Here is a 25,582-nt window from a genome sequence, read left to right on the forward strand (position 1 = left end):
TCATACCCGCACGGCATACACCTCGTGGAGTTCGGTGCCTGCCAGCGACGGGTCCTGCCTGGTGCGCGAGGTGAGTCCGTGGAGGTGGAGGACCTCGCAGAATTCGGCGAGGCGGCCGTCACGGTCGTGCACCTCGGCCACGACCGCGCGGATTCGGGACCAGTCGGATTCGGTGATACCCAGCAGGACATCGAATTCGGCGCGCTCGACATCGATCTTCAGCACGCCGATTTCGGCGGCCGGATCTTCCTGCGCAAGGATCGCCGACACCGTCGTGACCTCGACATCGATCTGCTCCCCGTCGTGCAGGCCGCGGGTGATGAGCGTGATCGCGTCGTCGGGCAGGCCGCTGTTGCGCAGAAAGGTTCTCGTCGCATCGTCGTCGGCACCACGATCGGCATACAGACTCGAGTTCGCGGTGGCGCGGGGGTACCAGGTGAACGGCAGCACACCGGGTGCGGCGCCCACGGCGACCTCGAGGGCAACACCGCCGGGCACGTGGGCCGCCATATTGCGGTGCAGGCAGTCGAAGGTGGCGGGAGCGGGTTCGGCGGCGATCACGCGGACACCGGGGCGCGTTTCGGCGAACATCATCGCGCTGAGCCCGATATTGGCGCCGATGTCGACCGCGAGATCACCGGACCGCAGGGTGGCGGCGGCCTGGCGGTAGTACCCGTCGACGATCATTTCGTTCCAGAGCATGCGCGCTTCGGCGGGGCTCGTGCAGGTGACGGTGCGGCCGTCGTCGAGGCGCAGTTGCTGCCGTGTCGTCATCAGTTCATGAATCCTTCGAGAATCGGGCCGATCACGGCCAACGCGGACGGGTGGGTCAGCTCGAGATGGCGAGCGTCGAGAACAGTGTTGTGAATCCGGCCGGTGACGTGCGGTTGCCACGTCCGCGCGACGGCCTCGGTGTCGTCACGGTCTCTGCCTGCGGTGAAGAAGATCAGGTCACCGTCGAAGATCCGCGGGTGGTAGTCGCCGGCGAGTTCGCCCGCGGTGGAGAAACTCTCCATCACCCGGTCGACCTGGTCGGCGCTGAACAAGCCGGTGCCGGCGATCTGGTCGCGCACCACCTGCCACGCCTGCTCGGTGGTGCTCGCGGTGACGGTGTCGCCGAGGTCGAACAGTTCCCGCCAGCCACCGAGCAGATCGGCGATCAGTTCCCCCGGCGCGGAATCGGTGCCGGGAGTGATCGGTGGCGCACCGACCGCGCTGTCCATCATGGCCAGCAGCGCGACCTGTTCGCCCTGTTCCTGCAGCTGTGTCGCCACCGCGTGCGCGATCTCGCCGCCGAGCGACCAGCCGAGCAGGTGGTACGGCCCAGCGGCCTGGGTGCGGCGGATCTCGTCGACGTAGCGGTGCGCGAGCTCATCGATCGACGTAGCCGCAGGCTCGGCGGCGACGACGTGCGGGTCCTGTAGGCCGAACACCGGCCGGTCACCACGCAGATGTCCGACGAGTCCGCCGTAGAACCAGGCCAGCCCACCCGCCGGATGGATCGCGAACAGCGGGGTGGCCTCGCCCGCGGGCCGCAAGGGCAGCAGCACCTGCATGCCCGAACTGCCCTCGGCCTCATCGACCCTGCGGGCCAGCGCCCGCGGTGTCGCGTCGTCGAACATCCACGGCAGTTCGAGTCGCACGCCACGGCCCTGCAGCTCCGCTACCGCCATGGTCGCGAGCAATGAGTTGCCGCCCAGATCGAAGAAGCCGTCACCGGCACCGACCACGGCCACGTCCAGGGTGCGTGCGAAGACCTCGGCGATCGCGATCTCGGACGGTGTTCGCGGCGCGTCGTATTCGTCCGCAGCGTGGTCGAAGTCGGGTGCGGGCAAGGCCTTTCGGTCGAGCTTGCCGTTGACCGTCACCGGCAGCGCCGAGAGCACCACGATGGCCGAGGGCACCATGTAGCCGGTGAGCAGGTCGGCGGCGGTCTCGCGGACCCGCGCCGGGTCGAGCTCCTGCCCGTCGACGGGGACGACATAACCGATCAGCTGGTCGACGTCCATGGCGTGGCGATGCACCGCGGCTGCCGCCTGGGCGACGCCGGGATGGCGGAGCAGCGCCGATTCCACCTCGCCCAATTCGATACGGAAACCACGCAATTGGATCTGCGCGTCCGCGCGCCCGAGGTAGTCCAGTTCCAGTCCGTGCCCGCCGCGGCGCCACCGGCCGACGTCACCGGTCCGGTACAGGCGGCTACCCGGCGTGCCGAACGGATCCGCCACGAACCGGCCCGACGTGAGCGCGCTCGCCCCGTGATAACCGCGCGAGAGCTGGCCGCCGCCGACGTAGAGATCACCGGCGACGCCGACCGGGACCGGCCGCAACCGCGCGTCGAGCACGTACACCGACAGGCCGGGCAGGGCGCGACCGATCCCGCCCCCGGCCACCTGATCGACCTCGGCGTAGCTGACATGCACGGTTGTCTCGGTGATGCCGTACATGTTGACCAGCGTCGGCGTGCCCGCCGGGTGCGCGAGGAACCAGCCGGTCAGCCGGGACGGGTCGAGCGCTTCGCCGCCGAACACGATGTAGCGCAGGGCGAGCCCGGCGCCGCCCTCGCCACGATAACGGCGCTCCGCGTCGGCGAATCCGTAGAACGCCGACGGGGTTTGGCTGAGCACGGTGACCTGTTCGCGCGCCACGAGCTCGACGAAGGCGTCGGGCGTGCGCGTGGTGTCGTAGTCGACGACCACAAGGCGCCCACCCGAGAGCAGGGCGCCCCACATCTCCCAGACCGCGAAATCGAAAGCGTAGGAATGGAACAGCGTCCAGACGTCGTCGGGCCCGACATCGAACTTCTGCGCGGTGTGGGTGAGCAGGGTGACCACATCGCGGTGGGTGACCGCGACACCCTTCGGCCGGCCGGTCGAGCCCGAGGTGTAGATCATGTAGGCGACGTTGTCCGCAAGCGCGGCAACGCCGGGCGCACTGTCGATGTCGTTGTCGTCTTCCACAAGGACTGTCGGCCCGTCGAATTCGGGTGTCTGCGATGCCGATGCCGACGTGGTCAGCATCGCTACCGGTCGTGCGTCGTCGAGCACGAACCGGAGCCGCTCGGCCGGATAGGCCACATCCACGGGCAGATAACCCGCACCCGCCATGACCACAGCCAGTAGCCCGATCGCCAGTTCGGCCGAGCGCGGCAACGCGACGGCGACCAGTGTTTCAGGGCCCGCACCGGCGGCGATCAGTCGGGCGGCAACAGACTTCGCGCGCCGATCCAGCTCCGCGTAGGTCAGGACCGTCGTCCCATCGGTCACCGCGACCGAATCCGGGGCCATATCCACGCGCCGTGCGAACAATCCACCGATCGTTTCCTTGGGAACGTGCACGCCCGCCACGCCCGCCGCATCGAGAACCTCGTCGCGCTGCTGCGGTTGCATGAACTCGATGTCGCCGATGATCGCCTGCGGATCCGCGGTCACCGCCTCCAGGATCCGCAGATACCAGTGCGCGAACCGCTCCATCGACTCTTCGACGAACAGGTCTGTGGCGTAGGTCAATCGGCCGAGCATGCCCAGCGGGTTACCGTCGGCGTCGAATCGCTCGACCAGCTTCACATTGAGATCGGACTGCGCCTGCTCGATGTAGTCCTCCACCGGTTCCACCGAGATTCCCGGCAGTTCGAGGACCACCTGATCGAGATTCTGGTAGTCGATCGTGACCTGGTACAGCGGCAGGTGCGCGGTCGAACGCGGCGGGTTGAGCGCCTCCACGACCTGCTCGAAGGAGACCTCCGCGTGCGCCAGTGCCGCCAGGTCACCGGCCATCACCTCGGCCAGCAGCTCATCGAAGGGCTGATCGGCGGACACCGTCGTGCGCAGGACGACGGTGTTGACGAACATGCCGATCAAGTCGTCGAGTTCACGTTCCCCGCGCCCCGAGACCGGGGTGCCCACCGCGACATCGCGGGTGTTCGCCAGCCGCGCCAGCAGGACGGTCAGCGCGGCGTGGGCCACCATGAACGGCGTCGCGCCCGCGGCCCGCGCGACCGTGCCGATCCGCTCCTGCAGTCGTGCCTCGATGTCGAAGTCGATGATCCGGCCGCGCATCGACGCGACCGGCGGACGCGGCATATCGGTCGGCAGTTCGAGCAGTTCGGGCAGCCCGGCGAGGGTATCGCGCCAATAGTCCAGCTGACGGGACAGCAGCGACTGCGGATCGTGCTCGTCGCCGAGCAGATCGTGTTGCCACAGCGCGTAATCCGGATACTGGACCGGGAGCGGTGGCCAGGCGGGCGCGCTCGCGGTGGTCACCGCGTGATAGGCGGCGGCGACGTCGCGGGCCAGCGGAATCATCGAGAGCCCGTCCGCGCAGATGTGGTGCACGGCGATCACCAGCACGTGTTCATCGGAGCCGAGATCGAACAGTTCGGCCCGTACCGGCGGTGCCTCGGTGACCTGGAAGCTGCGCGACAGGACCGCCGCCGCGGCCTTCGGCAGCACCGATTCCTCGATCGCCACCGGGATCAGGTCGGGCACGACCTCGTCCACATCGACGATCTCCTGCCGCGGAATGCCGTCGACCACCGGGAATTTCGTGCGCAATGACTCGTGGCGGCCGAGCACCATCGCGCAGGCGGTCCGCAGCGCGGCGATATCCAGATCGCCGGTCAACCGGATCACCAGTGGCACGTTGTAGGCGCCGACCGAGGCGTCGAGCTGGTTGAGGAACCACATCCGCTGCTGGGCCGGCGAGAGCGGTGCCGGGCCGCGGTCGGGCCGCCGGGTCAGCGCCGGGCGTTCGATGTGGTCACGTTCGGTGAGCCGGGCGGCGAGGTCGGCCATCCTCGGGTACTCGAACAGGTCGCGCACCGTCACCCGGATGCCGAGCGCGGTGCTCAGTCGAGCGGTCAGCCTGGTCGCGGTCAGTGAATTGCCGCCGAGGTCGAAGAAGTTGTCGCGCATGCCGACTCGGGGCAGGTCGAGCACTTCCGCGCAGAGGTCGGCGACGAGGTGCTCGGTCGGGTCGCTCGGCGCCAGGTATCCGGCGGCGGCGAAGCTCGGCATCGGCAGTGCGCCGCGGTCGAGTTTGCCGGTGGTGGTCAGCGGAACCTGTTCCAGCACAACGCAGATGTCGGGAACCATGTGGGCCGGTAGCCGGCGGCGTGCCGATACCCGCACGTGCTCGGGGTCGATGCTGTCGCCGATGAGGTAGCCGACGAGTCGGTCCGTGCCGTTGTCGTCGGTGCGCAGCAGCGCTACCGCGTGGGTGACCGCGTGGTGTTCGGCGAGAACGGCCTCGATCTCGCCGAGTTCGATCCGCTGGCCACGGATCTTGACCTGATGGTCGGTGCGCCCGACGTAGTCGAGGGTGTGGTCGGCGGTCCAGCGGACTCGGTCGCCCGTGCGGTACATCCGGGTGCCCGGATCGTAGGGGTTGGCGAGGAAGGCGGCGGCGGTGGCGCCGGGGCGGCCGAGGTATCCGCGGGCGAGCTGGACGCCGCTGACATACAGTTCGCCGGTCACCCCGATCGGCACGGGCCGCAGGTGGGAGTCCAGCACCACCGCGGATGTTCCGCGAATCGGACCGCCCAGGGTAATCGGTTCGGTCGGCGCGAGTGGGTCGCTGATGGCGACCATGATGGTCGTCTCGGTGGGTCCATAGCCGTTGAACAAGCGGCGTCGCGGTGCCCAGCGCGCGGAGAGTTCGGCAGACACGGCTTCCCCGCCCGCGACCAGAACCGTGAGGCTGTCCAGCCCGTCTGGCGACATGGTCGCCAGCACGGTCGGAGTGAGGAAGGCGTGGGTGACCGCGTTGTCGCGGATGAGCCCGGCCAGCTCCGTACCCGCGTAGGTGTCGGGCGGCGCGATGACCAGCGCCGCGCCGTGCGGGTGCGCCATCAGGACTTCGAGCATGACCGCGTCGAATCCTGGTGCGGCACACTGCAACACCCGTGAATCCGGGCTGACCTGGTACCGCTCCTTTTGCTCGGTGGCGAAGTTCGCCATTCCCGCCTGGGTCACCGCGACGCCCTTGGGCGTGCCGGTCGTTCCGGAGGTGTAGATGACATAGGCCAGGTCGGTGTCGCGGACCGTCCGTTCCACCGCCTGTGCCGGTCGGCTCGCGATCTCGCGCTCGGCCGCCGGATCGTCGACGACCAGACGCGCCCACTCACCTTCCGGCACTCCCGCACTCACCTCCGAGACGGTCACCACGACGTGGGCAGCACAGTCGGACAGCATGACCGCGAGCCGCTCGTCGGGGTTGCGTGGGTCGAGCAGGGCACACGCGGCGCCGATCTCGGCGAGCGCCCAGATCGTGGTGATCAACGGCAGCGACCGCGGCATCACCACCCCCACGGTGTCCCCCGTGTCGACACCGTGCTCGACCAGCCAGTGCGCCAGCCGATGTGCCCGGGTGTCGAGCTCGGTGAAACTCACCGTCTCGGTCCCGCACAGCACCGCCGCACCGTGGGGGTGCCGGGTCACGCCGTGGCGCAGCAAGTCCGTCAACGGTTCGGGAGTCACCCGGTCGGCGCCCCTGGCCGGGACCAGTGCCGCACGCTCCGCCGCCGAGAGCAGGTCGATATCGCCGACGCGCCCGGTCGGGTGGGCGGCGACGGCGCGCAGGACCCGCTCGACCCGGGCGGCGAGCCCGGCGGCGGTCACGGTGGCGACGCGAGCCGCCTGATACCGAAGGCGGATGTGCAAGGTGTCGGTGTGGTGGGCCTGCACGGTGATCGGGTAGTGCGCGGCATCGGTGCCGACCACCTCCGTGACCCGCACTCCGTCGATGTCCGCGTCACCGAGTCCGCTGCTGTCGACCGGGTAGGACTCGAATGCCACCAGGGTGTCGAAAAGCTGTCCGCCGCCGAGCGCGGCCATGATGCCGGACAGTTCGACGTGGTGGTGGTCGAGCAGCCGGGTCTTGTCCGTCTGCAACTGTTCCAGCGCCGCCACGATGGTCCGGTCACCTCGCACGAGGACCGGAACGGGCAGCGTATTGATGAACAGCCCGATCATCGACTCGACGCCCGGCACCTCGGCCGGCCTACCGGAGACGGTCTCGCCGAACACGATCCGCTCGCGGCCCAGCTGGTTGGCCAGCACCGTCGCCCACGCGAATTGCACGATCGTCGACATCGTGGCGCCCGAGGTGCGGGCGAGTGTGGTGAGGGCGGCGGTGATGTCGTCGTCGAGATCGATGCTCAGGTCGGTCGGCACCTCGACAGTGGCCTCGCCGACCGTGTCCGCGATCAGGGTGGGCTCGGTGAAGCCCGCCATGGTCTCGCGCCAGATCTCGACACCGGCGGTGTTGTCGCGCCGGTCCAGCCAGGCCAGGTAGTCGCCGTAGGACGGCGCGGGAGGCAGCAGGGCGGCATCCGCGCCTGCCGCGTACAGCCCGACGAGGTCGCGCAGCAGCAACGGTAGCGACCAGCCGTCGAGCAGCAGGTGGTGCGCGGTCAGGATCAGCCGGAATTCGGTGGGGGCCACAGCGACGAGAACGAATCGCACCAGCGGCGGATCGGCCGGGTCGAACGCGGTTTCGCGTTCAACGGCCGAGATCTCCGGCAGCGCTGCCTCGACTGCCTCGATGCGGCGCCAGTGCACGACGGACTCCACGGGAACGACCTGCGCGACATCACCATCGATCGTTCGGGTGAACGCCGCGCGCAGGTTCGGATGCCGATGCAGCAAGTCCGCCACGGCTTGCCGCAACCGGACCTCGTCGACCGGCCCGGTGAGTGTCATCTCCGACTGCGCCGTGTACACATCGAGGTCGCCTGCGGCGAGCTCGGCGTGGAACAGCAGCCCCGCCTGCAACGGCGCCATCGACCAGACGGCCTCGATCGGGCCGTATCGTTCAGTGAAGTAGTCGAGGTCCTGTTGGGTCAGCGCGACCAGCGGGGCGTCGGACGGGGACAGGCCCCAATCGTGTTCTCGTGCCGACGCTTCCGCGATCTGTCCGAGGGCGGCTGTCCACTCGTCGAGGAGTTCATCGACGTCCTCACGATCGAGAAGCCGTGCGGCGTAGCCGATCTGCACGCCGAGGGTAGGACCGTCGGGGGTATCGACGATGCTGGTGTCGACGGCCAGTGTGGCGGCCGCGGGCATGTCCGGGTCGAATGAGCCCTGGTGGTCGAATTCCTCGTCGGCGGGAATCCAGGCGAGTCCCGACAGTGCCGAGATGTCGACGCCTGCCCGGCCGAGATTGTTGAAACTGATCTGCGGTGCGGGTAGGGAGGCCAACTGGTCGGCGGTCGCCGGGTTCAGGTATCGCAGCATGCCGTATCCGATGCCCTTGTCGGGCACGGCTCGCAGCTGTTCCTTGACCGCCTTCACCGCGGCACGTGGATCGGTGCCGTCGACGTCGAGGTCCACCGGGTAGGCGCTGGTGAACCAGCCGACGGTGCGGGACAGATCGGCGCCCGGGGCGAGTTGCTCTTCACGCCCATGGCTTTCGAGCAGGATGCGCGCACCGGAGTGCTCGACACCGCGCCGGGTGCGCCAACGTCCCAGTGCGAGAACGAGACCCGCGAGCAAGGCGTCGTCGGTGGTGGCATGCGCGGCGCGGGGCACCGCACCCAGCAGGGCGGCGGTCAGCTCGGCAGGCAGCGCCAGCGTCAGCCGTTCGACCGTGGCGTGCGTGTCGACCGCCGGGTCGAGCGGTGCGCGCCCGAGCAGCGGTTCAGGGCGTGACCCCATCCGTTGCCACAGCGCCAGCTCGCCGGTACGGCTGTCGACGGCGGACGACACGGCCTCGGCCCACCGGCGCATCGATGTGCCGACTTCGGGCAGTTCGACCGTTCGCCCCGTGCCGACCTGCTGCCACGCGGAGACGAAGTCGGGGATCAGGATGCGCCAGGAGACACCGTCGACCACCAGGTGGTGGATCACGATCAACGCGCGCCCCCGCGACACCACACCGGGCTCGGGCAGCAGGCAGACGACCTGCATCATGACGGCGTCCACGGGGTTCAGCGCGGCCGAAGCCTCCTCGAGGGCATCCTCGATCAATGACGTGAAACCCGCACTGCCGGGGACACTCCCGGCACCGAATTCACGCACCGATACCAGCCGCTCGGCGTCGATCGCGTCGGGCGCCAACACTTCCAGGTGTGCGAGACTCACGCGCGCACGCAACATGTCGTGCCGATCCAGCACCGCTCGGACAGTGGTGACCACATCGGCCGGGCGCGCATCGCCGGGCAGCTCGACCAGCAGCGACTGCGCGAACCGGTCACCGGCGGGACGGTCGAGGTACCAGGACACGATCGGGGTCCGCGTCACCTCGCCGATGCCACCGCCGGGAAGTTCCTCGAGACTCACCCGTCCGGCGTCGCCTGCCACGGCGGCCAGTCCACGAACGGTCCGGTGCTCGAAGATGTCGCGTGCCGTCACGAGCACGCCCGCGGTCTTCAATCGCGACGCCAGCTGGATCGACATGATCGAGTCACCGCCGCTCGCGAAGAACGACTCGTCCACACCCACCGAGGCCACACCGAGCACCTCGGCGAAGATCCCCGCGATGGTCGCCTCCAACGCGGTCGCCGCAGCGGCCACACCCGAATCCGACACCTCGGCATCGGGTTCGGGCAGTGCGCGTCGATCCACCTTGCCCGTCGACGTCACCGGCATCTCGTCGAGAACCATGAGCACAGCGGGCACCATGTGGTCGGGCAGTGCGCCCGCGATCTGGTCGCGGATCGCGGCCGTGTCGATCGTTCGCCCCTGGGCGGCCACCAGGTAGCCGACCAACGTCGGTTGCCCGGCACGCCCGTGCCCGCTCACCGTGACCGCCGAGGCGACGTTCGGGCAGGCGACAAGCGCCGCGTCGATCTCACCGAGTTCCACCCGCTGACCACGGATCTTGACCTGGAAGTCGGCGCGACCCACGTATTCGATGGTGTGCTCGGCGCTCCAGCGCACCAGGTCACCGGTGCGGTACATCCGGGTGCCCGGCGCACCGAACGGATCGGCCACGAACGCACCGGCGCTCGTCCCCGGCCGATTCAGGTAGCCGCGCGCCAGCGCATTGCCCGCCAGGTACAGCTCGCCGACGACGCCGACCGGTACCGGCCGCAACCGACGGTCGAGCACGACCGCGCGCACCCCGCGGATCGGGGTGCCGATGGTGATCGGATCACCGGGCAGCAACTCGGCGCTCACGCACACCGCGACCGTTGTCTCGGTCGGACCGTACACATTGTGGAAGCGGCGGCCCGGCGCCCAGGCGGCGACGAGTTCGGCCGAGAGTGCCTCGCCGCCGATGGTGAGCATCTTCAGCGCGTCGAGACCTTCGGGCCGCAGGGTCGCCAGCACGCTGGGTGTCAGGAACGCGTGCGACACCTCGTGTGTGCGAATCAGTTCGGTCAGTTCCGCCCCGGCGAACACCTCGGCCGGCGAGACGACCAGGGTGGCACCCGCCGCGTACGCCATCAGCGATTCCATCATCACCGCGTCGAACGCGGGTGCGGCGACCTGCAGGACCCTCGACGCTCGATCCACCTGATAGTGCTGACCCTTTTCGGCGGTGAAAGCCGACAAGCCCGCGTGCGTGACGACCACGCCCTTCGGCGTGCCCGTCGAGCCGGAGGTGTACACCAGGTAGGCGGCATCGTCCAGGCGTGCCTGCTGGAAACGGTGATCTGTTGTCGTGGTGGACAGCTCAGCGATCACCTGCTCGTCGTCGAGGCACAGCCATTCGACGGTGTCCGGCAGTGCGGAGCGCGCCGCGCCCAGCGTCACCCCGAGACCGACGCCGGAATCCTGGGCCATGTGCGCCAACCGGTCCGCGGGGTAACGCAGATCCAGCGGCATGAACGCCGCACCGGTTTTCGCGATCGCCCACAGCACCACGTGGAAGGCGACCGACCGCGGGACAGCCAGGGCGACATAGGTTCCCGGTCCCGCGCCTGCCTGTGCCAGCAGCACGGCGAGCTGATCGGATCGCCGGTCGAGTTCACCATAGGTCACGGTTTCGTCGGCACCGATCAGCGCGGTCGCCATCGAGTCGGCGGCAGCGACGGCGAGCAGCGCGGGCAGCGTTTTCGGCACTACGGCGATCTCGCGCCCGGCGGGGAGCAGGTGTGTGACCTCCTCCGGGCTCAGCAGGTCGATGGCCTCGAGCGGAATGTCGGGCTGGGTGGTGACGATGGCGAGCACGCGCAGCAGCCGGTCGGCGAACCGGGTCGCGGTGGCCGCGGTGAACAGATCCGTGGCGTAGACGATCTCACCGTCGATGCCCGCTGCGTCGGAGCGCTCGTTCAGCAGCACCGTGAGATCGGTTTTGGCTTGCGCCACCACGGGATCGAGCACCTCGACGTCGATATCGTCGAGTTCGAAGCGCGCGGGGTCGGCGTTGCGGAACCCGAGCAGCACTTGGTAGAGCGGCGAATACGCAGTCGACCCGGCCCGGTCGAGCACCTCGACGAGACGCTCGAACGGTACGTCGGCGTGCGCGAGCGCCTCCAGATCTGTGCCGCGCACCTCGGCCAGGAACGCACGGAAGGACCGTCGCTCGGCGACGCGGGTACGCAGGACGACCGTGTTGACGAACATCCCGACCAGATCGTCGAGTTCGGGGCGGCCGCGACCGCTCACCGGAGTACCGATCGTGACGTCGTCGGTGTGGGCGGTGCGCGCGAGCAGGATCGCCAGGGCGGCGTGCAGAACCATGAACACCGTGGCGCCCTCGCGGCGGGCGAGGTCGGCCACGGCACCGTGCAGCGCCGGCTCGACCGTGAAGCCGATACTGCCGCCGTCCATCGTCGATACCGCGGGCCGCGGACGGTCGGTCGGCAGTGCGAGCAGTTCGGGAGCATCGGCGAGAATCCGCTGCCAGTAGGCGATCTGGCGGCCCGACAGCGAGGTGGGATCGTCCTCGGCACCGAGCAGGTCACGCTGCCAGACCGCGTAGTCGGCGTAGTCGACCGGCAACGGGGGCCACAGCGGTGTGGTGTCGGTACGGCGAGACCGATAGGCGGCGAACACGTCTCGGGCCAGCGGCGCCATCGACGCGCCGTCGGCGGCGATGTGGTGCACCACCAGGATCAACACGTGTTCCTCGGCGCCCGTGCGATAGAGCCGCGCGCGGACCGGGGTGTCGGTGGCGATGTCGAAGCCGGACTCGACCGCCGCACGCAGCCGCTCGGCCAGCAGCGCCGGGTCGTCGAGGACGGCGATCTCGATATCCACGGCACCGACCGCACTGTCCTGGACCAGCTGACGTGCTCGCCCACCCACCGAGGGATAGATCGTGCGCAGGGTTTCGTGGCGCGCCACCACATCGAGCATCGCCGCGCGCAATGCGGCCACATCGAGCGGACCGGTCAATCGCGCGGCGAATCCGATGTTGTAGGCACCGGAGGTGGGGTCGAGCTGGTTGAGGATCCAAATACGTCGCTGCGCCGCCGCCAGCGGGATCTCGGCGAGGTCGGTGCGGCGCACCAGCGGGACGCCGGCATACCGGTCGCGCAGCGCGATCCGCTCGGCCAGCGCACCGATGGTGAGCGCGTCGAAGATGTCGCGGACACCGACGCGCACCCGCAGGGCGGCTTCGGCGCGAGCGGCGATCTGGGCAGCCGACAGCGAGTTCACCCCGATGTCGAACAGGTCGGCGGCGACGCTGACCCGATCGGCGCCGACGATCTCGGCGACGATCTTGGCCAGCACCGATTCCCGATCGGTGCGCGCGGCGACGAACTCCTCCGCCTCGTCGAAGTCCGGGCGGGGCAGCGCGGCGCGGTCCAGCTTGCCGTTCGCGTTGAGCGGCAGGGTGTCCAGCACCAGCACCGCACCGGGGACGAGGTAGGACGGCAGCAACCGGGTGAGCTCGCGTCGGATGTCCGGCCCGTCGAGCGTCACGCCCGGCGCCGGCGTGACGTAGGCGGTGATCCGGTCCTCGGTGACGATCGCGACCGAGTGGGCGATCGTGTCGATCGAGTGCATGGCGGCTTCGATGTCGCCGGGCTCGACGCGTTGACCGTGGTATTTCACCTGGAAATCGCTGCGGCCGAGGAACTCCAGCGTGCCGCTGGTTGTCCAGCGCGCCAGATCGCCGGTGCGGTACACGCGTTCCCCCGGCACCCCGAACGGGTCGGCGAGGAACACACCGCAGGTCAGGTCGGGACGGCCCTGGTAGCCGCGAGCCAGCTGAGCACCGGACACGTACAGGTCCCCGGCGACACCGACAGGAACCGGCCGCAGCCGCGCGTTCAGCACAGAGGCGGACATCCCCGACACCGGGTATCCGATCGGAACGCTCTGCGGTGCGTCGGAATCCGTTGTGCACCGGTAGGCCGTCACGACCTCCGCTTCGGCGGGGCCGTACCAGTTGACCACCTGAGCCCGGTCGAACACCTGCTGTGCGCGTTCGGCGGTGCGCTGGGCCAGGGCCTCACCGGCCGGGAAGACATAGCGGACCGACGGCAGCCGTGTCGTGCCCGGATGCTCGAGCAGCACGTCGAGCATCGACGGGACGAAGTGCACCGTGCTGATCTGCTCGTCCGCGATGACCTGCGCGAGGTAGGCGGGGTCGCGGTGGCCGCCGGGCTCGGCGACCACGATCTGCGCGCCGGTCTGCAACGGCCAGAACAACTCCCACACCGCGATGTCGAAGGTGATCGGGGTCTTGTGCAGCACCACATCCGACGCGTCGTGCGGGAATTCGCTTTGCGCCCAGGTCAACTGGTGCACCGTGGCGGCGTGTGTGAGCGCGACGCCCTTCGGTGCGCCGGTCGAGCCGGAGGTGAACAGCACGTACGCGGCGTTGCCGGCGCGCAGCGGTGCGCGGCGTTCGTCGTCGCCGATCGGCCCGCCGGGGCGCGCGCTCAGGTCCAGTCCGTCGAGGCGGACCCGCTCGATGTCGTCGGGAAGCGAGCTCTCGTCGCCAGAGGTGGTGACGACCAGCAGCGGCCGGGCCACCGACAGGACATGGGCCAGCCGCGCGGTGGGGTGGTCCGGGTCGAGCGGAACGAAGGCGGCACCGGATTTCACGACGGCGTAGACGGCGGTGATCAGGTCGATCGAGCGGTGCATCGCCACGGCCACGGTCGTTTCGGGACTCGCGCCGAGCTCGATGAGGTGGCGGGCGAGGCGGTTCACGGAGTCGTCGAATTCACGGTAGGTGAGGCCACGGCCACCGGGCACTCGGACAGCGACAGCGTCCGGGGTGCGTGCTACCTGCTCGTCGAAGGCATCGACCAGCGTTCGGTCCGCGCTCACCAGTGGTGCGTCCTGCGGGCGCAGCAGCCGATCGCGGGTCGTTTCGTCGGCGAGGTCGATCTCCCCGGCGATGATCTGCTCGTCGGCGGTGACCGCGTCCAGAACGCGCACGAACTGGTCGGTGAACCGGCGCGCGGTGGCGTCGTCGAACAGGTCGGTGGCGTAGGTCAGGCGCAGGTTCATGCCCGTGATCTCGTTGTGCGGGCCCCGGTCCTCGGTGATCATGAGCAGCAGATCGCAGATCGCCGCGTCGGCGCCGACGTCGATGCCGCCGACCTCGAGCCCCGGCACCTCGAGCTGGGCGGGCGCCATGTTCTGGTAGGCGAGCATCACCTGGAACAGCGGCGAATGTGCCGTCGAACGCGCCGGATTCAGCACTTCCACCAGCTGTTCGAACGGAACGGCCGCATGATCGAACGCTTCGATGTCGGTACGCCTCGTCAATTCGATCAGGTCGGCGAACCGCTGGTCGGGGCGCACGCGGGTGCGCAGGACCAGCGTGTTGACGAACATGCCGACGAGGCGATCGAGGGCTCGGTCGCCGCGACCCGCATAGGGGATGCCGATGGCGATGTCGTCGCTGCTCGACAACTGCGCGAGCAGGACGGCAAGGGCGGTGTGCGCCACCATGAACGGGGTCACCCCGCTGCGCCGCGCCGAGTCCGCCACGGCTTCGGCCACCCGGGAAGGCACCGGGGTGTGCACGGTCGCGCCGCGGTGGGATTGCTCGAGCGGGCGCGGGCGGTCGGTGGGCAGCGCGAGTACATCCGGGATCCCCGCGAGTTGGGTACGCCAGTACAGCAGGTCGCGGCCCGGCGCGGAGTCGGGCGCGGCGAGCAGTTCGCGCTGCCACAGGGCGTAATCAGCGAATTGCACTGGTAGCGGCGTCCATTCGGGCGCAGCACCGATCCGGCGTGCGCGGTAGGCCTCGATGATGTCGGCGGCCAGCGGCGCCACCGAGTAGCCGTCGCAATTGATGTGATGCACCGACAGCGCCAGCGCGTGCGCGGTTTCGGTGAGCCGGAACAAGGCCACTCGCAACGGGGCGCCCGCCGAGACATCGAAGCCGGTGCCGAAGAAGTCTGTCAGCCGTGGGAGCAGTTCGTCGGCGGACACCGGGTGCACCACGAGATCACAGGACGCGACGACGTCATCGGCGGGCAGAACGAGCTGCGCGGGGGTGCCGTCGTGGGCCGGATAGGTGGTGCGCAAGATCTCGTGCCGTTCGATGACATCGCGCAGCGCGGCCGACATGGCCTCGATATCGAGTTCGCCGTCGAGGCGGATCGACAGGGGCACCACGTAACTCGCCGACTCGGGGTCCAGCTGATTGAGCAGCCACATCCGGCTCTGCGCGGGCGAGAGCGGGATGCGCTCGGGCCGCGGTTTCGCCACCGGTCCCGCGATGTCGCCGACGGCGCGCTGCCGCTCGACCCACCGGGCCAGCTCCGCCACCGTCGGCGCTTCGAAGATGGCGCGCACGGGAATCATCACGCCGAGAACTTCGCCGATGCGGCTGAGCACGCGGGTTGCCAGCAGCGAATTGCCACCGAGGGTGAAGAAGTTCTGGTCGGCCCCGACCCAGGGGGTCTGCACCAGTTCGCCGATCACCCCGGCGATGGTTTCCTCGGTGAGCCCGCTGGGAGCGCGGTATCGGGTCGTGGTGGCGCGGGTGTCGGGAACCGGAAGGGCACGGTAGTCGATTTTGCCGTTGGGTGTGAGCGGGATCGTGTCGATCCGAATCACCTGGGCGGGCACCATGTACGCGGGCAGGCGCGACAGCAGGTACGTCCGCAGCGAGTCGGGGTCGACCGCCTCGTCGCTGACGGCGTAGGCCACCAGGATCTGTCCGTCGGCGACCGTATGGACCCGCACGACCGCAGCATCGATGTGTTCGTGGGCGAGAAGCGCTGCTTCGATGTCGCCGAGTTCGACGCGCAGGCCGCGAATCTTCACCTGGGAATCGCGACGGCCGACGTACCGCAGCCGGCCTGCCGTGTCCCAGCGGACCAGGTCGCCGGTGCGATAGAGGCGTGCCCCCGGCGTCGAGCCGAACGGGTCGGCCACGAACGCGGTCGACGTCAGGTCCGCGCGGGCATGGTAGCCGCGGGCGAGCTGGATTCCGCCGAGATACAGCTCGCCCGTCACGCCGGCGGGGACGGGCCGCAGCCGGGCGTCGAGCACCCGTGTGACGACGTTCGCCTCGGGCGTGCCGATCGGCACGACGGGTCCGTCGAGCTCGCCGATCTCGTGGGCGGTGACACTGACAGCCGCTTCCGTCGGGCCGTACAGGTTGTCGATGCGTGCTGCGCTGACGTCGCGGAACCGGCGAACGGTCGCGGAGTCCAACGCCTCACCGATGCACAGCACCTGGCGGACGGTGGCGAGATCGTCCGGGGTGGCGATGTCGAGCAACGCCGACAGCAGTGAGGGAACGAAGTCGACCACGGTCACGCGGTGCCGAGCGATCAGCCCTGCGACGGCGGTGGGGTCGGTGTGATCGTCGCGCCCGGCGACGACCAGCGCGGCGCCGGCGGTGGATGCGGTGAACAGTTCCCACACCGACAGGTCGAAGGTCGCGGGCGTGCGCAGGAGCAGTACGTCGTCGGTGCGGATCTCGTAATGCCCGGTGAGCCACCGGAGTTGGTTGACGACTGCCGCGTGGGTGAGTGCGACACCCTTGGGGACCCCGGTCGACCCCGAGGTGAAGATGACGTACGCCAGATCGTCCGGGCGCAGCGGCCTGATCCGATCGGCGTCGGTGATCGGTGTGGTGTCGGACGCGGGCGCGGTGAGATCCGGCAGACGCCAGACCGGCACCTGTGCCGGCAGGTCGATGTCGTCGCCGATCAGTACCCCGTCGGGTCGGGCGGACGTGAGGACGGTGCGCAGCCGATCGACGGGATGACCGGGATCCAGCGGGAGATAGGCGGCGCCTGCCGCGTGCACGGCGTAGAGCGCGGTGAGCAGCTCGACCGAGCGGTGCACGGCCACGGCCACCACGCTTCCCGGCCCGATACCGCGGCTGATCAGCTCTCGTGCCAGCGCGTTCACTTCGGCGCCGAACGCGGCGTAGGTGAGCACATCACCGCTGTCGGCGTCGACGATCGCGGGGCGTTCCGGTGTCGCCGCGACCCGCACCGCGAACAGATCCGCGATCGTCGCGCCGTCCGGGGGCGCGTGGGGGCCGGACTCGCGCAGCACCAGCTCGTCGAGTTCGCGCGGGCTGAGCAGTGGCAGGTCACCTACGGGTGCGGCGGGATCGGCGACGATTCCGCGCAGGACGGCGACGAACCGCTCGAAGATCGGCGCGATCGTGGTTTCGTCGAAAAGATCGGTCGCATAGCCGAATTCGACTTGTATGCCGCCGGGAGCGCCGTCGGCGTCGACCGTGTCGACCAGGGTGAGATGCAGGTCGTACTTGGCGACGCCCGGTTCGACGAGGTCGGCCGACACCGTGAGCCCGCCCAGGCGCAGCGTCGGAACATCGATGTTCTGGAACGAGAAACCGACCTGGGTCAGTGGCTCGTGCGCGGTGCTGCGCGCCGGATTGAGGACCTCCACCAGCTGTTCGAACGGGATCGCGGCATTGTCGAACGCGCCGAGATCGCATTCCCGGGCCCGCCCGAGCACCTCGGTGAACGGGGCCGCGGGATCGACCTGCACGCGCAACACCAGCGTGTTGACGAACATGCCGATGAGCGGGTCGAGGGCGGGCTCTCCACGCCCGGCGACCGGAGTGCCGACCGCGATGTCGCCGGTGCCCGACAGCCTTGCCAGCAGGACCGAGAACGCGGCATGGGTCACCATGAACAGCGTCGAGTCGTGACGGCGGGCGAGGGCGATGACGTCGCGGTGCAGGTCGGCCGGAATCGTGGCCGACATGGTCGCCCCGCGGAAGGACCGCCGCGCCGGACGCGGTCGGTCGGTCGGCAGGTCCAGCATCTGCGGCAGGTCGGCCAGCGCCGCGATCCAGTACCGGATCTGGTCCGCGGTCACACTGGCCGGGTCTTCCTGGGTTCCGAGATTTCGCCGCTGCCACAGCGTGTAGTCGGCGTACTGCACCGGCAGGGGCGCGAAGGCGGGCGCCTGGCCGGCCGACCGCGCCCGGTAGGCCGCGGCCAGGTCGGCGGTCAGCGGCGCGAGCGAGGATCCGTCGATGGCGATGTGGTGCACGGTGAGCACCACGGTCCATTCCTCGGTGGCGGTGCGCAGCAACGCGATCCGGATCGGGACCTCGGCGCTCACATCGAAGCCGAGGGAGGTTTCCCGCGCGATCTGTTCGGCGATCTCGGTCTCGGTGATCTCGCGGCACTGCAGCTGCGGTGCCGATGCCGGGGGCAGGATCTGCTGCCACGGTCCGCTGTCACTGTCCGGATAGCGGGTGCGCAGCGTTTCGTGCCTGACGATCACGTCGGCCAGAGCCGACCGAAGAGCATCGACATCGAGCGGACCGGAGATCCGTACGACGACAGGCACGTTGTAGACCGCCGCCGAGGTATCGAACTGGTTCAGGAACCACATCCTGGTCTGCGCGGGCGAGAGCGGAATCCGATCCGGACGCTGCTGTGGCACCAGCCGACGATGGACTGATCCCCGATCAGACTGTCCACCAGCCGAATCCAGCTCGCGAGCCAGCGCGTCGACGGTCGGCATCTCGAACAGGACCCGCACCGCGATGTCGGTGCCGAATTCATCGGACAGCCGTGCCGCGGCCTTGGTCGCGGTGAGCGAATTGCCGCCCAGGTCGAAGAAGTTGTCGAGCGCGCTCACGTGCGCTGCGCCGAGCACATCGCGGTAGACACCGGCGACGAGTTGTTCGGACGGCGTGCGCGGCGCGATGTGCTCGGCGGCCTGCGGGAACACCGGCTCGGGCAGTACGGCGCGATCGAGTTTGCCGCTGGCGGTCAGCGGGAATCGGTCGAGCACCATGCACACATCGGGCACCATGTGCGCCGGAAGCCGGTCGCGCGCGGCCGCGCGCACTTGTTCCGCGTCCACGCCCGCGCCGACCAGGTAGCCGACGAGGCGGTCGGCTCCGGTACTGCCGTGCATCACGACGACGGCGTGAGTCACTGCGGGATCCTGGGCGAGTACGGCTTCGATCTCCCCCAGCTCGGTGCGCTGCCCGCGGATCTTCACCTGGTGGTCCGCGCGGCCCAGGTACTCGATGGTCCGCTCCGAGGTCCAGCGGACGAGGTCACCTGTGCGATATATGCGGGTGCCCGCGCCGCGAGGATCGGCGACGAAACTGGCGGCGGTCGCCGTGGGCCGGCCGAGGTAGCCGCGCGCCAATTGCACGCCGCCGATATAGAGTTCGCCCGCCGTACCGACCGGCACCGGCCGCATCCGGGAGTCGAGGACCTGCGCGGAGATCCCGCGAATGGGCCCGCCGATGGTGATCGGACCCTGCTCGGGGATCGGATCGCTGATCGCGACCATGATCGTGGTCTCGGTGGGTCCGTAGCCGTTGAACAGCCGACGCCCCGGCGCCCAGGTCGCGCTGAGCTCGGCCGTGAGGGCTTCGCCGCCGGAGACCAGTACCCGCAGGCACTCCAGGTTCTCCGGCGACATCGAGGCGAGCACAGTCGGCGTCAGGAAGGCATGGGTAACCCCTTGTGCCCGAACGAGTTCCGCCAGTTCGGCGCCCGCGTAGACATCGGGCGGGGACACGATCAGCGCCGCGCCGCCGGGGTGGGCGAGCAGAACCTCCAGCATCACCGCGTCGAACCCCGGACCGGCGGCCTGCAGCACTCGCACGCTCGGCTCGACGTCGTAGCGGTCCTGTTGTTCGGCGGCGAAGTTCGCCAGCCCCTGGTTGGTGACCTCGACGCCCTTCGGCACACCGGTGGTCCCTGACGTGTAGATCACATACGCCACGTCGCCGGGGTGCACGGGCCTGCCACGGTCGGCGTCGGTCACCGGCGCGGACGAGAACTCGGCGGTGATGGAGCGCGAGACCGGGTCCGCGACCACCAGCAAAGTCCACGGCCCCTCGGGGGCAGCACCCTCGACTTCGGCGCTGGTCAACACCACTCTGGGCGCACTGTCGGCGAGCATCGAGCCGACCCGATCCCGCGGGTTGCGCGGGTCGATCAGCACCAGAGCGGCACCCGTTTTGGCCACCGCCCACACCGCGACCACGAAATCGACCGAGCGTGGCAGGACCATCGCCACCACTTCGCCGGGTCGGGCTCCTTCGTCGAGCAGCCGCCGGGCGAACCGGTTCGACAGCGCGTCCAACTCCGCGAAGTCCAGGCACTGCGTCCCGGACACCACGGCCGGACCCGCCGGCGAGATCGCGACACCTCGGGCCAGCAGCTCCGCCAGCGCTACGCCGGGTACCGCGACGGCACCCCGAACCGGGTGCAGCGCAGCGCGTTCGGCGGTGGACAGCAGTTCCACATCACCCACCGCCACGGCGGGGTTCGCCACCACCGCGTCCAGGATTCGGCCCAGCCGTGCGGCCATCTGCTCGACGGTGGCGGGGTCGAACAGATCGGTCGCGTAGTTGATGCGCACCGCGACCGCGCCGGTGTCCGCGGCGTTCGCGCCCACGGTGACGACGAGGTCGACCTTCGCGGGTTCGGCGACCGGATCGAGGACCTCCACCGTGAGGCCGGGCAGGGCAAGGCGGGGCAGTTCGGTGTTGTCGAAGGCCAGATACACCTGGCACACCGGCGCATAGGCCGCCGAGCGCCGCGGATCGAGCTCTTCCACGACCCGGTCGTAGGGCAGGTCGCCGTGCGCGAAGGCGTCGATGTCGATGTCCTTGACACGTTCGAGCAATGCGGTGAACGACTCGTCGCCGCCAATCGGCGTGCGCAATGCCACCGTGTTGACGAACATTCCCACCAGCGGAGCCAGATCCGGCTCCCCGCGACCGGCCAGCGGCGCGCCGATGACGATGTCGCCGGTTCCCGACAGCCGGGCCAGCAGAACGGCGAGCGCGGCGTGGACCACCATGAACGGGGTGACGTCCGCGGCGTGAGCGAGTCGCTCGATCTCGGCGTAGGTCCGGGCGGGGAGCTGCGTGGTGACGGCCTCCCCGCGCATCGAACGGCGAGCAGGCCGCGGCCGGTCGGTCGGCAGCTCGAGCACGGCGGGGGCATCGGCCAACTGGGTTGTCCAGTATCGCAACTGGTCACCGGCGAGTGAATCCGAATCCGCTTCGTCGCCGAGCAGACGACGGTGCCAGTCGGCGTAGTCGGCGTACTGCACCCGAAGCGGCACCTGCTCAGGCGCCATCGCCTGCGACCGCGCCGCATAGGCGGCGGCGAAGTCGGCCGCCAGCGGCGCCAACGACGTACCGTCACAGCAGATGTGGTGCAGGACGAGCACCAGCACGTAGGCGTCGGGACCGGTCGTGAGCAAGTCCGCGCGCAGCGGCGGTCGAACGCAGACATCGAAGCCATCGACAGTCAGTTCGCGGATCCGGTCGGCAAGCCGGTCTTCCCCGACTTGTTGCGGGACGCAGTCGAAGTCGGCCAGAGCGGCCTCGGCCGACACAACCTCCTGCACACCGTGGCCGTCGCGGGCGGGATAGCGGGTTCGCAGCGACTCATGGCGATCGAGGACATCGCCCAGCGCCGCGCGCAGTGCGGCGGGGTCGAGCCGCCCGGCCAGCCGCAGGACCAGGGGGATGTTGTAGGCGGCGGACTCCGGGTCGACGCGGTTGATCAACCACATCCGGTGTTGTGCGGGAGCCAGCGGCAACAGGCCGTCGCGCGCGATCGGTGTCAGCGCGGGCCGTACCCGGCGCCGTGCGCGGCCCACGGACTCGGCGAAGCCCGCCACTGTCGGGTTGCCGAACAGATCACGCACCGACAGTGCGCATTCGGTGGTATCGGCGACTCGGGCGACGGCGCTCGCCGCGGTGAGCGAGTTGCCGCCCACCTCGAAGAAGCTGTCGAACGCGCCGACCCGGTCCACCCCGAGCACCTCGGCGAAGACGTGCGCGACGATCTCTTCGGTCTCGCTCCGCGGCGCCACATAGCTCGCGGTGCGCCCGGCGGCCGGTTCGGGCAGCGCGCGCAGATCGAGCTTGCCGTTCACCGTCAGCGGCAGTTCGTCGACGACCATCACGACGGCCGGGATCATGTACTCCGGCAGCAACGAACCCGCCTGTGCGACAACGGCATCGACCTCGCAGTCGGCGCCCGCCGGTACGACGTATCCCACCAGCCGCGCCGCGTCGGTGCCTGCGCGATGCACCACCACCGCGGCCGCGGCCACTGCCGGATGCGCCAGCAGCGCGGCACGGACCTCGTCGAGTTCGATGCGGTACCCGCGCAGCTGCACCTGCTGATCGGCGCGCCCGCGGTATTCGAGATCGCCGTGGTGATTGCGGCGGGCCACATCCCCGCTGCGATACATGCGCTCCCCCGGCGCACCCCACGGGTCGGCGACGAAACGACCCGAACTCAACGCGGCTTGACCGAGGTAGCCGCGGGCCAATTGCGTGCCCGCTACATAGATCTCGCCCCACGCGCCCACCGGCGCCGGCCGCAGACGCCGATCCAGCACGTAGGTGCGCAGGCCGGGTAGCGCCGTGCCGATCACGCTGGGCGCGCCTGGTACCGCCAGATCGGCGTTCATGTCGGCGTGGGTCACGAACACGGTGGTCTCGGTGATGCCGTAACTGTTGACCACGATCGGGCCGTCCGGGTTGTCCACGTACCAGGGCGCCAACGCCGCCGGGTCCAGACCTTCACCCGACAGCACGACCAACCGCAGCGCCGGCTCACCCTCGGGCGCACCCGCCGCGAGGTAGCGGCGCTGAGCCGCGGCGAATTGATAGAAGGCCGAAGGAGTTCGGCTGAACACGGTGACGCGTTCGCGGACGGTCAGGCGCACCAGCTCCTCGGGCGCGCGGGTGGTCGGTCCATCGGCGACCACGACGCGACCGCCGGTGACGAGTGGCCCGAAAACCTCCCAGATCGAGTAGTCGAAGGCCACCGAGTGCAGCCATGTCCACACATCGTCGGCCCGAATATCGAGGGCGGCGCACGCATTCGCCAAGTAGGTGACGACCGAGCGGTGGCTGATCACCACGCCTTTCGGCCGCCCCGTGGAACCGGAGGTGAAGATGACGTAGGCGGCGTCGTCGGGTCGCAGTGGTGCGGTGCGCTCGTCATCGGTGATCGGGATCGCGGCACCTTCGAGGTCGTCATCCGGCCCGAGGACCAGCGTCTGGCCCCGACCAGCCGGCAGTCGGTCCTCCTCGACCAGGACAACAGCCGGATCTGCCTGGCTGATAACGTATTCCAGCCGCTCCTGCGGATGGGTGATATCCAGCGGCAGATACGCGGCACCGGATTTCAGGACAGCGAGCATCGCGACGATCATCTGGGTGCCACGCGGAAGCGCGATGGCGACCAGCGCACCCGGACCCGCGCCACCGGCGATCAAACGCCGAGCCAGCCGGGTGGAACGCTCGTCGAGGTCCCGATACGTGATCGTCGCGCTCCCGGCGGTGACGGCCGCCGCCAGCGGGGTTGAATGAGCCTGTCGCGACAGCGAATCCACCAGCGTTTCCACCGGGGCGACACCTTCGGCGCCGGCGGACTCTCCGATGATCGAGAGCTCCTGCGCGGCGGACACCAGCGGCAGTTGCACCACCCGCTCGTCAGAGCCTGCCTCGATGAACCGGTGCAGGAAATCGATGAATCGGTCGGCGTGCGCGTCGATATCGCGCTGGCTGTAGAGGTTGTCGTTGCCGTGCAGCTCGATCAGCAGGGGCGCGTCGGGGCCGGTCCGATAGAGGTTGATCTGCAGATCCTCGAGCGCACCGGAGGTGAGCGCGTGGTAGCGCCCGACAGCGTCGCCGAGACGGATCTCGGAGTCGAAGAACAAGATGTTGAGGACGGGCCCGAAAGCGTTGGCGGAGTTGTCGATCGATGCGGATTCGCGACGCAGATCCTCGAAGCGGTAGCGCTGATGACGCAGCGCGGAAACCAGCTCGCTGATCGATGCCTTGACCAGCTGTGCCACCGTGGTCGCGTCATCGACCGCACAGCGGATCGGCACCATATTGGCCAGCATCGCCGCGGCATTGCGCAGCTTCACGGTGACTCGGGCGCTCATCGGGACCGAGAGCACCACCTCGTCGGCGCCGGTCATCCGCGTGAAGAAGGCCGCGAACGCCGCGACGACGACCTGCGCGGCGGACGCGTCGAGCTTGGCCGAACGACGATCGAGCAGCGCGCACAGCCGCGCCGGAAGTTCGCGCGCCGCCACCGCATCCACGGTTCCCGCGCGCGCCGACCGGCCGGACAGGCTAGCGGGCGCGGGCAGGTCGGCGACCTTGTCCAGCCAGTACCGGCGATCGGCCTCGAACCTGGAGCCGTCCCGATAAGCCTGTTCCCCCGCGGCGATTTCGCGCAGGTCAGCGGCCACCAGTCGAGCAGGCGGCCTGCCTTCCGACAACGCGTTGTAGTGCTCGGCGACCCGGCACAACACACTGAACGCGCCATAGCCGTCGATCACGAGATGATGGGCGCGCGCGTACCACAGGTGGCGGTCTTCGCCGATTCTGATCAGCCGCGTGACCGCGAGTTGATCTCGGGTGATGTCGACCGGTCGGGTGTAATCGTGGCGCATCCATGCCAGCGCCGCGGCCATCGGATCACTGTGCGCGCCGAAGTCGAGCACGAGTTCGTTGAACGTGATGCCGCGGTCGACGACCTGGTAGGGGTGCCCCTCCACCTCGACCACCCGCACCATGAGCGACTCGGTCTCTTCGGCGGCCTCGTGCACCGCCTTGTTGAACAGGGCGATGTCGATCCGCCCCTCGATCTCGACGTACTGCGCGATATTGGTCGCCGGTCCACCATGCGCGCTGTCCGCGAACCACATGCCATATTGCGCAGAGGAAAGCGGAATAAGATCCTGATTACCGGCACAGCTCTCGACAGACTCCATGATTACCCGACCCCTCGCACGGCTATCGACCTAGCACGGACTCCGAGTACGGAGATCCGTGCGCTTTCCTACCCCACGCATCAACGTGTACCACAACCGCCGAATGCGGGTCCATTTACTGCCGAGCAGCCATACGTATTCCCCTTGCTGTTTTCAGGACCGAACGGATCCGGTGGACATCGATCCGACGGTCCGCGACGTGCGGTACCCAGTCGATTCCTACTCGAAACATCTCCCCGACATTAGCCTGACAGCAAACAACCGGCATACGATTTATCGGGAACACCCTAGTAACAATTCAAATCAGGTCGATCGCGAATCCGGACATTCCGTGCGAAATCAATATTTCGACATCACCAAAGGTAGAAGCGATGGAGTCGCGAACGTAGCGCTGCCGCTCTCGATGTGGACCGGTCAGCCATGGCGCGATCTTCGACCTCGATTCTGCACATCCCCAGCGTGATCGGCAAATTTTGCCAACAATT

General features: G+C 69.0%; 2 protein-coding genes. Both read right to left on the reverse strand.

What is annotated here, in order from left to right; genetic code table 11:
* A complete protein-coding gene (locus tag ACFWFP_RS09850; RefSeq protein WP_379294343.1) occupies positions 1-774 on the reverse strand; it encodes an FkbM family methyltransferase in 774 nt (257 codons plus the stop codon).
* A complete protein-coding gene (locus ACFWFP_RS09855) occupies positions 774-25,097 on the reverse strand; it encodes a non-ribosomal peptide synthase/polyketide synthase (RefSeq protein WP_379294344.1) in 24,324 nt (8,107 codons plus the stop codon). The genes ACFWFP_RS09850 and ACFWFP_RS09855 overlap by 1 nt, the downstream gene beginning before the upstream one ends.
* Positions 25,098-25,582 lie beyond the last annotated feature (485 nt).

Origin of the sequence: Nocardia sp. NPDC060249, assembly GCF_042728755.1 — a bacterium.
In the GTDB taxonomy this organism is placed as follows: Bacteria; Actinomycetota; Actinomycetes; order Mycobacteriales; family Mycobacteriaceae; genus Nocardia.

What these genes read in the sequence shown, in the direction of transcription:
- ACFWFP_RS09855 (WP_379294344.1), bottom strand. Translation starts at nt 25,097, where the DNA reads ATGGAGTCTGTCGAGAGCTGTGCCGGTAATCAGGATCTTATTCCGCTT.
- ACFWFP_RS09850 (WP_379294343.1), bottom strand. Translation starts at nt 774, where the DNA reads ATGACGACACGGCAGCAACTGCGCCTCGACGACGGCCGCACCGTCACC.